The sequence below is a fragment of the Mycolicibacterium pyrenivorans genome (genome assembly GCF_025821625.1).
In the GTDB taxonomy this organism is placed as follows: domain Bacteria; phylum Actinomycetota; class Actinomycetes; order Mycobacteriales; family Mycobacteriaceae; genus Mycobacterium; species Mycobacterium pyrenivorans.
Genome location: NZ_JACKSH010000209.1, coordinates 1 through 15,431, shown reverse-complemented (window position 1 = coordinate 15,431; position 15,431 = coordinate 1). Strand labels below are relative to the sequence as shown.

16 protein-coding genes and 3 pseudogenes are annotated in these 15,431 nt (G+C 68.0%); 4 read left to right on the top strand and 15 right to left on the bottom strand.

Annotated features, from left to right (window positions below; translation table 11 throughout):
- Positions 1-161: 161 nt before the first annotated feature.
- The 10 genes and pseudogenes from H7I57_RS23705 to H7I57_RS23660 all read right to left on the bottom strand — a co-directional run.
- Positions 162-344 (bottom strand): annotated as a pseudogene (locus H7I57_RS23705) (Rv2253/PknI dimerization domain-containing protein); the annotation flags it as partial.
- 10 nt (positions 345-354) lie between these two features.
- Positions 355-729 (bottom strand): SRPBCC family protein, encoded by a 375-nt coding sequence (locus tag H7I57_RS23700; protein ID WP_264026489.1) that lies wholly within the window; start codon positions 727-729, stop codon positions 355-357.
- A gap of 23 nt (positions 730-752) precedes the next feature.
- Positions 753-1,517: pseudogene (locus H7I57_RS23695) on the bottom strand (DAPG hydrolase family protein).
- A pseudogene (locus H7I57_RS23690) lies at positions 1,517-1,780 on the bottom strand (FAD-binding oxidoreductase); the annotation flags it as partial. The pseudogenes H7I57_RS23690 and H7I57_RS23695, both read right to left, overlap by 1 nt.
- Before the next feature lie 67 nt (positions 1,781-1,847).
- Positions 1,848-2,510, bottom strand: coding sequence for an O-methyltransferase (locus H7I57_RS23685; protein ID WP_264026487.1), 663 nt, complete (start codon positions 2,508-2,510; stop codon positions 1,848-1,850).
- Between the two features lie 52 nt (positions 2,511-2,562).
- Positions 2,563-3,054, bottom strand: a complete 492-nt coding sequence (locus tag H7I57_RS23680) for a TIGR04338 family metallohydrolase (RefSeq protein WP_264026486.1) — start codon at positions 3,052-3,054, stop codon at positions 2,563-2,565.
- Positions 3,051-3,803: a DUF2786 domain-containing protein gene (locus H7I57_RS23675; RefSeq protein ID WP_264026485.1), complete on the bottom strand. Its 753-nt coding sequence runs from the start codon at positions 3,801-3,803 to the stop codon at positions 3,051-3,053. The genes H7I57_RS23680 and H7I57_RS23675 overlap by 4 nt, the downstream gene beginning before the upstream one ends.
- A 10-nt stretch (positions 3,804-3,813) precedes the next feature.
- Positions 3,814-4,746: an NADP-dependent oxidoreductase gene (locus H7I57_RS23670; RefSeq protein WP_264026484.1), complete on the bottom strand. Its 933-nt coding sequence runs from the start codon at positions 4,744-4,746 to the stop codon at positions 3,814-3,816.
- Between the two features lie 30 nt (positions 4,747-4,776).
- Positions 4,777-5,778, bottom strand: coding sequence for an alpha/beta hydrolase family protein (locus H7I57_RS23665; RefSeq protein WP_264026483.1), 1,002 nt, complete (start codon positions 5,776-5,778; stop codon positions 4,777-4,779).
- Positions 5,775-6,626, bottom strand: a complete 852-nt coding sequence (locus H7I57_RS23660; protein WP_264026482.1) for an alpha/beta hydrolase — start codon at positions 6,624-6,626, stop codon at positions 5,775-5,777. The genes H7I57_RS23665 and H7I57_RS23660 overlap by 4 nt, the downstream gene beginning before the upstream one ends.
- Before the next feature lie 62 nt (positions 6,627-6,688).
- Between H7I57_RS23660 and H7I57_RS23655 the strand changes: the two genes are divergently transcribed.
- Positions 6,689-7,720 carry a sigma-70 family RNA polymerase sigma factor gene (locus H7I57_RS23655; protein WP_264026480.1) on the top strand — a complete coding sequence of 344 codons (1,032 nt, stop codon included), beginning with the start codon at positions 6,689-6,691 and terminating at the stop codon, positions 7,718-7,720.
- Positions 7,721-7,769: 49 nt separating this feature from the next.
- On the opposite strand, the gene H7I57_RS23650 is transcribed toward H7I57_RS23655, so the two are convergent.
- On the bottom strand, positions 7,770-8,225 hold the full coding sequence (locus H7I57_RS23650; protein WP_264026478.1) for a MarR family winged helix-turn-helix transcriptional regulator: 456 nt from the start codon (positions 8,223-8,225) through the stop codon (positions 7,770-7,772).
- Positions 8,226-8,322: 97 nt separating this feature from the next.
- On the opposite strand from H7I57_RS23650, the gene H7I57_RS23645 reads away from it, so the two are divergent.
- Positions 8,323-9,123 (top strand): pirin family protein, encoded by an 801-nt coding sequence (locus tag H7I57_RS23645; protein WP_264026476.1) that lies wholly within the window; start codon positions 8,323-8,325, stop codon positions 9,121-9,123.
- Positions 9,101-10,435 carry a PQQ-dependent sugar dehydrogenase gene (locus H7I57_RS23640; RefSeq protein WP_264026475.1) on the top strand — a complete coding sequence of 445 codons (1,335 nt, stop codon included), beginning with the start codon at positions 9,101-9,103 and terminating at the stop codon, positions 10,433-10,435. Before H7I57_RS23645 ends, H7I57_RS23640 begins: the two co-directional genes overlap by 23 nt.
- Here the strand turns inward: H7I57_RS23640 and H7I57_RS23635 are convergent.
- Positions 10,432-10,875, bottom strand: a complete 444-nt coding sequence (locus H7I57_RS23635) for an SRPBCC family protein (protein WP_264026474.1) — start codon at positions 10,873-10,875, stop codon at positions 10,432-10,434. The genes H7I57_RS23640 and H7I57_RS23635 overlap by 4 nt on opposite strands.
- Positions 10,876-11,070: 195 nt before the next feature.
- On the opposite strand from H7I57_RS23635, the gene H7I57_RS23630 reads away from it, so the two are divergent.
- Positions 11,071-12,162 carry a phosphodiester glycosidase family protein gene (locus H7I57_RS23630; RefSeq protein WP_372510344.1) on the top strand — a complete coding sequence of 364 codons (1,092 nt, stop codon included), beginning with the start codon at positions 11,071-11,073 and terminating at the stop codon, positions 12,160-12,162.
- Positions 12,163-12,292: 130 nt separating this feature from the next.
- Here H7I57_RS23630 and H7I57_RS23625 read toward each other — a convergent pair whose 3' ends face one another.
- The 3 genes from H7I57_RS23625 to H7I57_RS23615 all read right to left on the bottom strand — a co-directional run bounded on the left by H7I57_RS23625 (position 12,293) and on the right by H7I57_RS23615 (position 15,064).
- The gene (locus tag H7I57_RS23625; RefSeq protein WP_264026473.1) at positions 12,293-12,634 is read right to left on the bottom strand and encodes a hypothetical protein; all 342 of its coding nucleotides are present in this window, start codon (positions 12,632-12,634) and stop codon (positions 12,293-12,295) included.
- A complete protein-coding gene (locus tag H7I57_RS23620) occupies positions 12,589-13,890 on the bottom strand; it encodes a hypothetical protein (RefSeq protein ID WP_264026472.1) in 1,302 nt (433 codons plus the stop codon). Before H7I57_RS23620 ends, H7I57_RS23625 begins: the two co-directional genes overlap by 46 nt.
- Before the next feature lie 79 nt (positions 13,891-13,969).
- Positions 13,970-15,064, bottom strand: a complete 1,095-nt coding sequence (locus H7I57_RS23615) for an IS630 family transposase (RefSeq protein ID WP_264026470.1) — start codon at positions 15,062-15,064, stop codon at positions 13,970-13,972.
- Between the last annotated feature and the right edge of the window lie 367 nt (positions 15,065-15,431).

Genomic DNA, 15,431 nt, shown 5'->3' with positions numbered 1-15,431 from the left:
ATCCGCCCGTCGATCGCATTGCGCTGACCGGCCAACTCCGCCAACTCCTCGAACAACACCTCAAGACGCTGGTCAGGACGCACCCCAGCGGCCAATGAAGCTGCGGACGAAGACATGTACTGAGCATCGCAGAGGGGTCCGACAAATCCTGGCTGTGTAGGTCAGCCCGGTGGAGGGCCGATCGGGATGATGCTGATCGGTACCCGATGGGTGCCCGGCCCCTCACCAGGGCAACCGGCTCCCTCGACGACAAAAGTGCGCTCGCCGTGGAAGCTGCCGGCGGGATTGGGAATCCAGTAGTCCGAACGCATGGGCGGCACACCGTGGAGATTCTCAGGACGTGGGTCGAAACAGCTACGCCGCGCTGACGGCCATCCGTTCGATGCGCCGCAACGCGATCTCGAGCACCGGAAGGTACGCGGGCGCCCACAGCGGCGCGCTCATCCACACCCGGCACCCCGCACCCTCGGGTTCGACGCCGTGCCGGGTGGCGGGCACCCCGGCGACGCGCCAGCCCCATGACCGGCCGAAGTCGATGTCGGAGATCACGAAGGGCAGGGGGACACCGACGGGCGTCCATACCCGCCCGGTGGCGCCCAACTCGAACCCCGCGCCGTCGAGTTCGGCGCCTGCGACCGTCAGGCCCCACTCAGGCCACGCGTCGAGGTCGACGAGAATTCGCCACACCGCGTCCGCGGAGGCCTCGATGTGTCTGTCTACGGTCCACATCACCGGCGGGTACCCGCACAGCGCTATCCGAACCTCGCGTGCAGTTCGGGCAGCAATCCCGCGAGGTGGTTCATCTCCTGGGCGCAATGCACCAACAGATCACGCGGGTCGGGCAGCTGGCGCGCCGCGATCGGCCGAACGAGGCTGTCGGCGAGCAGATTTCCGTGACGGACGGCGACGTGGGGTCCACCCATCCAGAACCGCGACCGCATCTCGGCGCCGTCCGCTGTGGGCCGCACGTGGTGGATCAGCCAGCCCACGTCCACGGGCAGATCCGCGGAACCCAGCCGGGCACACACCGCGACCTCACCGGTCGCCGGGGTGAGGCCGAGGTTCGCCGGTTCGACGAACTAAATCGCCACCTTCGTCAACGTCGACCCCAGATACTCGCGCACCAGCGACGTGCGGCCGATGTAGTGGCCGTCGCCGTGGTCGTCGCGCCACTGCGCGGACACGTGGGCGCGCGGATGCCACAGTTTGTAGCGCCGGCTGTCGCTGCCGTGCCAACCGAACCACCAGTCCCACATGCGCGGTGTCACTCCTGGCATGTCGGTGCGCACCGAGACCTGGATCCCGCCGGTGCCCAGGAACCCGTAGCCGTTCTCGGTCTGCTGATAGCCGGCATCGAGAAGCGTTGCCGGCGAGCTGAATTCCGGAAGAACGGGGGCGGCCTGGGGGCCGTGCTCGAGTGCCCGCGCGACGTGGCCGGGCAGCGGGGCCATCTCGGGGCGGAAGAACCCGCCGAACGGCGAATCGGCGTCGCCCGTGCGGTACCCGAGGTAGCTCATCAGACCCGTCCCATCCAGCTGTAAAAGCGGCCCTGGGGGTCGTACTCGGCGCGGACGCGGTCGAGCCTTTCCATCGCCTCGGCAGAGGCGAACGGTGCGGGGCGCGCGCCGAGGTTCTCGTCGGCCAACTGGATGCCCGTCTGCAGGTGCGCCATCGCTGTCATGCTGGACTGTGCCCAGCCGCTGTACTTTTCGTCGTCGTCAGCGTGTTTCCACACGCCGTACAGGGCGAGGTAGATCTCATCTTCGAGGCTGTACGCCACGCGCAGGAGCGCGTCATCGTCGGCGCGTTGCGCACCGCCGCGGCCTCGCCGGTGTGGGAGACCCGAGTCAGCTGACCAGCGCCACCGCGAAGCCGTCCCAGCCCTTGGCGCCGACGGTCTGGATCGCTGCGGCGTCCAGCCGTGGATGCGCACCGATCATGTCGAACATCGCACGCACCGCCTGCGCCTGCTGGTCGTCCGGCGCCGGGTCCAGCACCCGGCCGTTGCGCGCGATGTTGTCCACCACGACGATCGTGCCCGGCCTGCCGAGGGTGATCGCCCACTCGACGTAGGCGATGTTGTTCTCCTTGTCGGCATCGATGAATACCAGATCGAAAACCTCTCCACGCGCCTGCAACCCGGGCAGCGTGTCCAGAGCGGCACCGACGATGACCTCGACGCGGTCGGCCACCCCGGCACGCTCGAGATTGCGCCGCGCCACCTCGGCGTGCGCGGCCTCGAATTCGAGCGAGACGACGGCCCCGTCGGGGCCCACCGCACGCGCCAGCGCGATGGTGCTGTAGCCGGCGAGGGTGCCGATCTCGAGGACCCTGCGGGCACCGGCGATCCTCACCAGCAGCGACAACAGCTTGGCGTGCTGCGCGGACACCTCGATGGGCGGCATGCCGGCCTCGGCGCCGGCGTCCCTCGCCGCCCGCAGCGCGTCGTCCTCGGTGTGCAGGACACGGGTGAACAGTTCGTCGAGCGAGCCCCAATCCGGCGCAGTCACACGCCCGACGTTACCGCGCGCTCCGGGTGGCCTCGCTGAGCGGCAGCCGTGGCTACCGCACCCCTTCCTTCGCGTAGACCACCCGCAGCACGTGCGCGACCTCGGGCCCCATCACCGCGGCGGCGAGTTCGCAGAACGTGGCGACGAACTCGGCACCGTGCGGCGGATCGGCATCGGCCAGATGGTGTGCGATCTCGTGCAGCACCACGAGTTCGCGCAGGGCCCAGGCCGCGCGGCCCTCCGGCACCGCGATCGTCGCGACGTCACCCACCCGCTCGTAGTGCGCCGCGGTCGCCCCTCTGCGGGGCCGCACCCGCAGCGGCGCGGCATCGGGCCACCGGCCGCGCACCGCCGGATGGGACAGCACGTCGTCGACGTGGCGTTGGACGGCCTCCGCCGACGCGAACCGCGCCTCCGGGGGCAGGGTCAGCCGCGCACCGAAGAAGTCCACCACCGGATCCCCGTGCTCGGCGGCCCGGTCGAACAGGGTGCGGACGAATTCCTCTGCGGCATAGACCTTTGCGCGTTGCGCGTCCCGGGTCACTTCTCCAGCGCCGAGCGTGCGCCCGCCAGCTCGGAGTCGCCGCCCAGCCTGGCCCGGCGGCCCGCCCGGTCACCTGCACGCCGGGCCGCCGACGAGTAACCCGCGGTCGCGCTCGTCGCCCGCCACGTCCCCCGCGCCCGCGACGCCTGGCGGTAGTAGTCCTTGAGCTCGAGGTCCTTGTTGCGCAACGCGATTGCGGTGCCGGGGATGCTGGCGGGCCCCTGGGTCGCTTCCTGCCGCGCCTGTTGGCGCGCCTCGGTCAGCCGCTGCCCGACCCTGGCCCCGAACGCGAGCTGGAAGTTGATCCGCGCGGTGATCGTCGGGGTCGGCTTGTGCGCGCCGGAGGCGATGTAGTCCTTCGAGGCACGCACCATCTGCATGACCAGGCTGGTGTAGAGCGCATGGCTGGCGTCGATGTCCTCGGCGAAGCCGTAGGCGTAGACGAACGTCGAGTTCGACGCGATGTCGCACTTGACGTCGTTGGCCATCGCGATCACCACGAACAACTGCACATAGGTGCGCAACCCGCGGGCACCCGGCTCGCCGATGGTGATGGTGCGCTGCACCGGCGTCTGCGCCTTGGTGCGTTTGTCCGCGTGCGATCGCGCCACGGCCAGGTCGATCGATGCCGCGGTGGCCAGCCGTTGCGCGGCCGCCATGAAGGCATCTGCCTCGTGTTGGTTGTCGGTGCCCTCGGCCTGGCGCAGCAGCGCCGCGATCCGGCCAAGCACCTTGTCGTCGGTACTCATGGTCGCGAGGCTAAGGGACCAGTACGACTTTGCCGGGGGCGTGGCCCGACTGCAGGTAGCGATGAGCGTCGGCGGCCTCGCCGAGCGAAAACACCCTGTCCACCGCTACTTCCAGCCTGCCTTCGTCCGCGAGCTTGATCAGTTCCGGGCGGGCGGCGTCCCGGATCGCCTGGCCGCCGTCCGCGCCGGTCAGCGCCGCGATCCCGAGTTCGGCGGCCCGGCCGAACCCGGCGATCGTCGCGACGCGGCCGCGGTCGGCGACGAGGTCGACAGAGGTGTCGAGCGCCTCGTCGGTTCCGACCAGGTCCAGTGCGGCGTCCACTGTCCCGATGGCGCGCACCCGGTCGGCCAGCCCCGGCCCGTAGGTGACCGGGTGGGCGCCGTATCCGCGCAGCTTGTCGTGCCGCGAGGGGCTCGCGGTCGCGATCACCCTGGCGCCCCGTGCCGCGGCCAACTGCACCGCCATCAGACCCACGCCCCCACCGGCCGCGTGGATCAGCACGGTATCGCCTGTCCCCACATCCGTTTTCATCAACAGGTGCCAGGCGGTGGCGCCGGCGAGGATCAGCCCGGCGGCCTCCTCGAAGCTCAGCGCGGCGGGTTTGTGCCCGACATCGGCACCCGCGACGACGACCTGCTCGGAGTAGCCGCCCCGGACGTTGGTGGCGATCACCTCGTCCCCGACCGCCAGCGCGCCGGTGTAACCCTGCGCACCGGGCCCCGCGGCGGCGACGACACCTGCCACCTCCATGCCCACCGGCATCGGGAGCGCCGCGGGGTCGTCGCCCATGGCGCCGCTGTACAGCTTGAAGTCGATCGGGTTGGTACCTGCCGCACAGACGTCGACGAGCACCTCGCCCTCACCCGGCGCCGCCAGCACGATGTCTTGTATCGCAAGCACTTCCGGCCCGCCGTAGGCACTGGCCAGCACAGATCTCGTCATCACGGCGAGTGTAACCGTGCCTGCGGCGAACTACTTCCCGACGAAGCCGTCCAGTGCGGTGACGACCTGCGTCGAGAGCGGGTCCTGCTTGGCGTAGTTGGCGATGCTGTCGCTCGGGTCGTCCCGCAGCACGTGGCTGACCCCCTCGAGTTCGACGACCGTCAACGCGGTGTGCCGCAACGCGTCGACGAGCGGTCGCACCGCATCGCAGCGGGCCTGGGTGTCGGCGTCCGAACACGTGAGCAGCACCGGGGTTCCCGCGGGTACGGCGGCCGCCAGCGCCAGCGGGTCAATCTTGTCGGTTTCGACGACGGCCCTGACATTGCCGGGATTGACGATCGATCCCAGGCCGTCGGGCAGCGTCGCGGGCACCGTCCCCCTGGTGCGGATCTCCTCGACAGCGGCCCGCCACGCCGCCACCGTCTCGGGCGACCCGTCGGCCGTCACGCGGTTGGTGATGATGTCGAGGTAGCGGCCGGGCAGCGGTTGGAACAGGGCCAGCGAGTGCACCTTCGGTGTGTCCGGCGCATCCGCTGCGGCGAGCGACATCGCATGCACCGTGCCCTCTCCCAGCGCGTAGACCGACAGGCGCGCCGGGTCGCTGGCGGGACGCCCGGCGAGGAAGGCGAGCGCGGAGGTGGCGCCGGCGGTGTAGACGGTGCTGACGACGTCCTGCGGCTTGTTCTGGAAGGGGCCGAGCCCGGTCCGGCCCGTGCCGACCTTGTCGTAGCGCAGACTGGCGACACCGCGGTCCGACAGCAGCTCGGCGAGTTGCCGCATGTTGCCGATCGGGCCCGCAACCTGGTTGTCGCCGTTGCGGTCGGTGTTGCCGCTCTCCGAGATCAGCAGCGCCGCGGGAGCCGGCCCGCCGTCCTCGCGGTGCCGGTAGGTGCCGTGCAGCGTGAGCCCGTCGGCCTCGAACGTCACCTCCTCGTCGGTCCACGCGGGTTGCCCGGCATCCTGCTGCGTGTCCGACGAACAGCCCGCGATCACCATCACCAACGAAACGACCAGGACAGCAAGGGATTTCACAGCTTGGCCTCGATCCACGCGGTCACGTCGTCGAGGACCAGCGCCTGTTCGGGCTCGTTGAACACCTCGTGGTAGAGCTCGGGGTACACCTTGAGGTGCACGTCGGTGGAGCCCACGCACTCGACGAGCCGCCTGCTTCCCTCCACCGGGATCAACTTGTCCTGCTCGCCGTGCACGACCAGCAACGGCGCGGTGATCGCGCCCGCCCGCTGCGGCATCGTCTCGCTGACGCCGATCAGCGCCCGCGCGACGCCGGCGGGCAGCCTGCCGTGGTGGACGAGCGGGTCGGATTCGTATGCGGCGACCACCTCGGGATCACGGGAGACCGCGTCGGCGGGCAGGTCCTCCACGGGCAGCGCCGGCGCCACCTTGCCCAGCACCTTGGCGACCAGCACCATCACCGGCGACACCGATGCCTGGGCATCGACCGCGGGCCCGGACAACACCATCGCCGTGTAGTCGTCGGGGTGGTCGACCCCGTAGGCGAAGACGACGCCGCCGCCCATGCTGTGCCCGACCACGATGCGGGACAGGTCGGGGTGTTCGGTGGCGGCGATGCCGACGAGCGTGTGGAAGTCCCCTGTGTACTCGGACATGTCGCGGACATGGACCCGCTTGCCTCCGGAACGCCCGTGTCCGCGGTGGTCCAGGGCGTAGGTGATCAGGCCTGCGTCACCGAACCGCGCCGCGACGTGGTCGTAGCGACGGGCGTGCTCGGCGTACCCGTGGGCGAGGATGACGGCACCGCGGGGCGACGGGAACGTCCCCGAGTCCGGCGACCACGTGTCGTAGACGATCCGGACGCCGCCGATACCGTCGAAACTGCGTTCGCTGTGCGTCACGGGCATCCACGGAGACTATCGGGCCGACCTGTCCGGCATCGTTCGCGACCGGATGTCGGGGGCTGTTCTTGTCTGATCCACTGCGTAAGCTGATTTTCGTGACAGTCTTGGCCTTTGACCAGACCCCTGAAAGCCCTGCCCAGGACGCTTTTCTGGCCGACGCGCAGCGATACCGGCGGGAGCTGCTCGCCCACTGCTACCGGATGACCGGCTCCCTTCACGACGCCGAGGATCTCGTCCAGGAAACCTACCTAAGGGCGTGGAAGTCGTACAAAGGGTTCGAAGGCAAATCCTCGGTACGGACGTGGCTGTACCGCATCGCCACCAACACGTGCTTGACGGCGCTTGACGGCCGGAAGCGGCGGCCGCTGCCGACCGGCCTGGGAGCACCCGCCTCCGATCCCACCGGCGACATCGCCGAACACCACGAGATCGCGTGGCTGGAGCCCCTGCCGGACGCGCCGCGGGAGGATCCGTCGGATCCCTCGGTGATCGCGGAGTCCCGCGAGTCCGTGCGCCTCGCCTTCGTCGCGGCATTGCAGCATCTGTCTCCCCGGCAGCGCGCGGTGCTGGTGCTGCGCGAGGTCCTGCAGTGGAAGGCCGCCGAGGTCGGCGAGGCCATCGGCGCATCCACCGCCGCGGTCAACAGCCTGCTTCAGCGGGCCCGCGCACAACTCGACGAGGTCCAGCCGAGCCGCGACGATCCGCCCCTGCCGCCGGAGTCACCCGAGGTGGCCGAGTTGCTCGCGAAGTACATCTCAGCGTTCGAGACCTACGACATGGACGCGCTGGTGGAGTTGTTCACCGCTGACGCGGTGTGGGAGATGCCCCCGTTCGACGGCTGGTACCAGGGTCCACGCAACATCGTCACGCTCTCGCAGACGCACTGTCCCGCGGAGAAGGCCGGCGACATGCGCTTCCTGGCCACCACGGCCAACGGCCAACCGGTGGCGGCGCTCTACCTGCTCAACCCCGAGACAGGCAGGCACGAGGCGTTCCAACTGCACGTGCTCGACGTTCGTCCCGCCGGCGTCGCGCATGTGGTGGCGTTCAAACAGGACGGGCTGTTCGAGAAGTTCGGTCTCCCCGACGCGTTGTAGCAGTCACTGCTGCACGGAAGTGCCTCCCGTACTGCAGGATTCGCGTCGCCTACGCCCCCTGGTCCACTGCCCGGATTCTGCCCAGAACCGCCTCGACCGCCGAGCCGAAGACCTGCAGCTGTGCCTCGGACAGGCCGTCGAACATCACGCTGCGGACCAGTTCGACGTGGCCCGGGGCGGCGGTTTCCAGCGCGGCGACCCCCGCGTCGGTGATCATCACGGTCGCGCCCCGCCGGTCGTCGCTGTCGCCTTCGCGTTCCACCAGGCCACGTCCGCGCATGCGCCGGAGCTGGTGGGAGACCCGGCTCTGTTCCCACCCGATGAGGTCGCCGAGCTCGTTGATGCGCAGCGGCCCCTGTTCGGAGAGCGCGACGAGGACGTCGTAGTCGGACAGCGAGAGCTCGCAATCCTGCTGCAGCTGCCGGTGCATCGCCGTGTGCAATCCGCTCGTCATCGCGAGGTAGTTGCGCCAGATTCGCTGCTGCTCCTCGCTGAGCCATTCCATGGGCCCCACCCTACCCGGAATACATGATGTGTCATTCATGTTGTCGGGTGCAGTGACGGCCACCTAGGCTGACAGGGACTCCCGAGGAGTGATCGTGATGACCAGCACTGCCAGCATCGTCGACATCCGGCGTGCCGACGACCGCGCGGCGACCAAGATCGCCTGGCTGGACTCCAAGCATTCGTTCTCGTTCGGCGGCCATTACGAGCCGGAGAACACCCATCACGGACTGCTGCTGGTCAACAACGACGACATCGTGAAGCCGGGCACCGGCTTTGACACCCATCCGCACCGCGACATGGAGATCGTGACGTGGGTGCTGCGCGGCTCATTGGTGCACCAGGACTCCACCGGCCATTCCGGCGTCATCTACCCGGGCCTGGCGCAGCGGATGTCCGCGGGCCGCGGCATCATGCACTCGGAGAAGAACGATTCCTGGACTCTGACCGGCGAACAATCCCACCCCGCCGTCGACTCTTCGGGCAAGCGCCTCATCGCCGAGCCGGTACATTTCGTCCAGATGTGGGTGGTCCCCGACGAAGCCGGCGTCACGCCGGGGTACCAGCAGTTGGAGATCGACGACGAACTGCTGCGCGGCAACCTGGTCACCATCGCCTCGGGCATGCCCGAGCACCGGGACGCCGCCGCGATCGGTATCCGCAACCGCTACGCCGCGCTGCACGGGGCCCGCCTGCAGCCGGGTCAGAGTGTCGAACTGCCCGAGGCGCCGTATCTGCACCTGTTCGTGCCGAGGGGCGAGGTCGTCCTCGAGGACGCAGGACCGCTGCTCGAGGGTGACGCGGTGCGGTTCACCGCGTCGGGTGGTCAGCGCGTCACCGCCACCGGGCCCGCCGAGATCCTCGTCTGGGAGATGCATGCGGGACTCGCTGCGGCATAACCGAACCGGCGCGCTCCTGCTGGGCATCGCCGTGCTCGCGGGATGCACCGACGCGCCGCAGCCACCCGCCTCGTCGCCGGCTCCCACGTCCGGGTCGTCTCCCACGACGGGCACGTCGACGACGGGACCCGCGACCGGGACCGGCGTCGTCACCGTAGCGGTCGATCCCGATCTGGCCGATGCGCCGTTCGACGAACCCCGCCAGGCCGTGGTGCCGCAGGGATGGACGCTGTCGGTGTGGGCACGGACGGCGCGGCCACGACTGGCGGTCTGGACGCCCGACGGCGACCTGCTGGTGTCGGTCCCCGGTGCGGGCACGGTGCTGCGGTTCGCGCCATCGGTCGACGGGGCTCCCGAGGAATCGGTGCTGCTCGACGGCCTCGACGAACCGCACGGTCTGGCCTTCTCGGGATCCACTCTCTATGTGGCGGAAAGCGATCGGGTCGACGCCTACGACTACGCCGCCGGGGCGGCGCGCAACCCCAGAACGGTCGCGGGCGGCCTCCCGGACGCGCGCAGCCCCGACCTGCGGGGCGCCTATTCACACGCGCTCAAGAGCGTGGCGGTCGGCGCCGACGGCGCGGTGTACTTCTCCATCGGCTCCACCGGAAACGTCTCCGCCTTCGACCGCACCGCCGACCCGCCACGGGCGACGATCATGCGGGTCCCGCCGGGCGGGGGGCCTGCCGCACCGTTCGCCACAGGTGTCCGTAACGGCACCGGACTCGCGGTGGCGCCCGACGGCGCCGTGTGGACGGCCGTCAACGGCCGCGACAATGTCGCGTTCCCAGGCCCGGGCCCGGACTACGGACGGGTCATCGACGACTACGTGGGCGACCACCCGCCCGAACAGCTCGCCCGGTTGTCTCCCGGCCGCGAATTGGGTTGGCCGTACTGCAATTCCGATGGCGGCCCGGCGGACCTGCCCTTCATCCGGGATGTCCAGACCAATCCCGACGGTGACCTCATGGACTGCGCATCGTTGCCGCCCGTGGAACAGAGCATGGGCGCGCACTCGGCCCCGCTGGGCCTGAGCTTCGTCGACGGGGGGCTGCCCGAGCCGTACGCACGCGGCGCGTTGGTGGGCGTGCACGGATCGTGGAATCGGCAGCCACCGCGCGCACCCGAGGTGTCGTTCTTTCCTTGGCGGGACGGCGATCTGGGAAACCAGCAGACCCTCGTCGGCGGCTTCCAGGCCGACGACGGCTCGCGATGGGGGCGGCCGGTGGCCGCCGTCGCCGGACCCGACGGCGCGGTCTACATCACCGACGACGCCGCCGACGCCATCTACCGGCTGGCGCCGCCCGGTTAGGCCGTATCGGCCAACTGGTTGAGCACGGTGGTCATCTGCTTCTCGGTTTCGCCGGCCAGCTTCTCGAACGCCAGCTTCATCACCGGGTTGAGCAACCTGGCCGCACCGTGCATCTCACGTTCGGCTTCGAAGGTGACCACAGATCCGGCGCCTGCGGCGTCGACGGTGATGGTGTCGACCGACGTGGACGACTTGTTCTCCCCGACGAAGACCAGCTTGCGGTCGGTGAGTTCCTCGAGTTTGTAGGTGAGCTCGGCGGTCCTCCCCAGAATCTTGGACACGTTGTGCCAGTAGGCGCCCTCCACGACCGGGCCGCGGTCGACGCGCTCGCAGCTGCGGGTTCCGGGGTCCCACTGTGCGGCGTGCGCGAAGTCCTTCAGGTAGTCGACGATCACTCTCGGCGGCGGGCTGACGTTGAAGGTGCGCGAGACGACCGGCATACGGCTTGGTTACCCACTCGGTGCCGGCCCACGCTCGGTCAGCCGTGGCGAGTTCGGGAGCAACAGCAAACATCACGGCGACCAGCCTGGAACCATACCGTGATACCACTGTGACGAAAGTTGACAGTGTGTCTACTGCGATTACTGTTGTCTTGCTGAGATCGTTTCGCCGCCCTTTCCCGTTAGGAGCCGCCGGTGCCGACTCCCGCCGCAAACTCCCGGGGAACCCGACGAGGCATCAGGGCGGTCGCCGCGGCGTTGGTGTGCGCTCTGCTGGGAACCGCGGCGGGGTCCCCGGTCGCGGCGGCGGCAGGCGCACGCGAATTGCTTGCCGGAGCCATCGCCAACACCAGGGGCTCCTACCTCGTGTACAACTTCGGCAGCGGGTTCCCCGCCCCGCTGCTCAGCGCCGCGGGCAACTGGTACGAGCTGAACAACGGCGGCCGGTTGATGATCATCAAGGCGGCCTCCGAGCGGCTCGCCCCGAGGCTGCTCGCGGATTCGCACAGCGGCTACCAGTCGCGTTGCGAACGCGACCCGCGCGCCCGGACCGGCGAGGGTCTCTGGCAGGCCTCGGAGATCTACACGCCGCTACAGGCGTGGCAGGCGCTCGGCGAACCGACGATCGCGATCAACGCCAACTTCTTCGACGTGCGCGGACAGCAAGGGGGATCGTGGAAGTCGACCGGCTGCAGCTCACCGCTGGGCGCCTACGTCGACAACACCCGGGGGCTCGGGCGCACCAACGTCACGGTCACGGGCACGTTGGCCTACGCCGGCAAGCAGGGGTTGTCCGGTGGGAACGAGAACTGGATGGCCCTCTCGACGATGATCATGCCCGTCGCCGGGGCGCCGTTCGTGGTGCCACCGAAGAGCCTCGACGACTACGACGCCGCGTCGCCGGTCATCACCGACCTGCTCGACAAGGGGACCCGGTTCGTGGCCGTCGCCGGTATCGGCCTGCTGGCACCCGGCGACACCGGCCAGCTCAACGACCCCGGGCCGAGCGCGGCGCGCACTGCCATCGCCTACGTCAGGGATCGCGACGAGATGTATGTGTTCCACGGCGGCAGCTACACCCCCGACCAGATCCAGGACCTGTTCCGCGGCCTCGGCAGCGATACCGCCGTGCTGCTCGACGGCGGCGGGTCCTCGGCGATCGTGCTGCGCCGCGACACCGGCGGTATGTGGGCAGGCGCGGGCTCGCCGCGCGGCTCCTGCGACACCATGGCCGTGCTGTGCGACTCCCGCGAGCGGGCCCAGCCCGCCTGGCTGGGCTTCAACTGACACCCGCCCCCACTCTCTCCGCCGAAATGGCATACCACACATATTCATGAACCTGACAAATGATCTCCGGTCGCGTTTCTGGTCGTTAGAGAACCTTGGTCGTTAGGTGTTTGAGAGCTGTCTTGAGTTTTCAGGCTGCCTTCGGCAGCAGGTGTGCCTGATCGATGGTTTCTGTGATGTGAATATCGATGGTGTGCAACGCTTTTCGTATCGGTGGTGGGGGTGGCGGTTGGTCGGCGGCGAGCAGGGGACGAAGGACGCGGTCGTGGACCTTGGTGTAGAAGATCGCGAACAGCAGCCCGTCGTCGGTGAGACGGTAACGATTCCGGCCCGGAACGCGGGTGATGAGCCCGTTGGCCCGGAGCCGGGCCAGGTCGTAGCTGGCCTGGTTCATCGTGTAGTTCGCACCGCCGAGCAGTCCGGTCATCAAGGCGCGCAGGCTCTTGTTGGTGATGCCGGTGACGGCGAGCACGCTGGCACACAGGGCGCCGGCCAGGGCTTGGACCCGAGGGTCGCCGAACCGCAAGGCCGGGGCCTTCCTGCCATCCTCATCGAGGGTGGGCTGGGCGATCCGCTCAAAGGCTGGACTCGCCAGGACGCAGCCCTGACCGACACGTTCAGTATCGAGCAGGGCGGTGTGACCGCGCGGCCGCGGGTCTGCAACTCGTCGAGACGGACCAGGCGCCGCAGACAGCCCAGGTCGCCCGGGTCGTTGATCACGGTCTCGATCCGCAGCGCGCGCCCGTCCTTCAAATACTGCTTGATCCGCGAGTGCCGGTAGAAGGCGTTGACGTTGACCTCGGCGCCGTACGTGACCACCCTGGTTTTGAACTGACCGGCCGCCGGGCGACCACGGCGCTGTCCGCGTTTGAAGATGAGCTCGATCAGCTCCGGGCGGCCGATGTCGAGGTTGTCGGTGACCAGCGCCTCGAAGAACCCGCGAGCGTGCCGCGGCGCATCGAAGACCAGCGTGCGCGAAGTCTCCACCTGGCGCATCGACAACTCCCACCAATACCCGGCGGCGCGGTCATGCTCGGTGAGCGGCAGCGGCAGGATCGACCACCAGCGTTCGGCGAACACCTGAATCGTTCCCGGGCCGAGCCGGTCGCAGATCGCCTGCAACCCCACCGGATCGCTGCAGGTGGCGAACCCGTTGGACAGCTCGGTGAACCCGATGGCGGCCTTGGTGGCTTGGCGCTTGGCCCATTCGTGGCCGTTGACCCAGATCTTCATCGGATACGGGAAATAGGCACATACCTTCACAAACGCCGGCCCGAAGTCATCGTCCCAGAGGTAGAAGTAATAGCAGGTGACTCGCCGCTGGGCTTTGGTGAACGAGAACCACACCGCCGCACCGGCACACTTCTTGGTCGCCAAGAACACCGGCGCGAACTCCTGGGCGACCCCGATCGCGGCCACCCCCGCCCGACCGGTCGCCGCCTGCCGCGCCAAATACGGCCGCATCCGATCGATCTTGCGGTCGTCCTTCCCGAAGCCCACCACCGGGATCTTGTTGTCATCAGCGAACCGGCCCACCGCCCTGCGGAACGCGGTACCGATCTTCTCCAGGATCGCCGGCGACGGAATCGGACAACCCAAATGGGCCGTCATAAACGACACCACCTGACCGCCGACCTGCAGATTCGGCACATAGCCGTTCAGATAAATCCGATCCATGCACTCCACATCGAGCACCACATGCCCGTCGAGCACATCATTCACAGTCACCGGCTTGTCCATGACCCTCAGCGTGACTGCAGCTGACGCACACAACAAGACCCCAACCTCGGCGGTCAGAGGCAAAGCCTCACTGGTGTGCCACGTCGGAAATTCGTTGAATATATTTGGCGAGTGAGTCGAGGATCTCTTCGGTGGTCTTTTTCCAGACGAACGGTTTCGGGTCGGAGTTCCAGGTCTTGATCCAATTTCTGATGTCCTTCTCCAGTGCCGCAACGCTTTTGTGGACGCCGCGTCGCAGGATCTGGTCGGTGAGGAACCCGAACCAGCGTTCCACTTGGTTGAGCCAGGACGAGCCGGTCGGGGTGAAGTGCGTATGGAAGCGTGGATGTTTGGCGAGCCAGTCGTTGACCGCGGGCGTCTTGTGGGTCGACAGGTTGTCGCAGACCAGGCGCACGTCGAGCTCGGCGGGTACGGCCTTGTCGATCGCGGCCAGGAATTTTTTGAACTCGACCGCCCGGTGTTGGGGGTGGAGTTGGGAAATGACGGTGCCGTCGGCGATGTTGAACGCGGCGAACAGGTCGACCACGCCGTGGCGGGCGTAGTCGTGGGTCCGTCGCTCGGGCATGCCCGGCATCATCGGCAGTACCGGTTGGGACCGGTCCAACGCCTGGACCTGGCTCTTTTCGTCGACGCACAGGACGACGGCCTTCTCCGGCGGATTGTGGTAGAGGCCGACAACATCGACGACCTTGTCGACGAACAGTGGATCGGTGGACAGTTTGAATCCGTCGCTCAGATGCGGTTTCAGCTCGAACTTGCGCCGGATCCGCCCAATTGTCGAGGGCGACAAGCCGCTGCGTTGTGCCATCGAGCTACGCGACCAGTGTGTCGCATCGGCCGGCTTCTGCTCCAGCGTCGTCACGATCACCTCTTCGACCTTGTCCAACAGGATCGACGGCGGGCGACCGGTGCGCGGCTCGTCGACCAGTCCATCGAGCCGTTTGGCCACGAACCGGGCACGCCATTTGCCTACCGTCGGTCGTGACACACCCAATTGCGCGGCCACCGCCTGGTTGGACAGACCGTCGCCGCAGGCCAGGATGATCCGCGACCGCAACGCCAACGCCTGCGACGACTTCGCCCGCCGTGACCACCGAACCAGCTGGTCACGCTCACCGTCGGTGAGCACCAGCTCTGCATTCGGCCGACCACGCTTCGCCATACATCGAATTATGCTGCATAACAACGCTATTCATGCTGCATCCGCGCCACAGCCATAGGACACAATTAGATAATGAATTTCCGGCGGGGGACAGTAGTAGCTAGGTCTAGCGACCGAAACTGCGCTGAACCGGCACTGCTCGGCATCAAGGCGGATATGCAGCAGCGGTTGGCGGCCGATGACGTCGAATCATCCACCAACCAGCATTGATGGTCACCTGCTGGGGATGCTCCATTCGAAGTTGCCTGCCCAAAGTTAGTCAGCGGTTGTTGAACGTCTCTCTGGATGGCGACCACGAGTAGCTCCTCCGTCATCGAGAATGCTGAAGCATGGTGAGCCTGGGACCGTTGGTCTGCACCGTCATCAT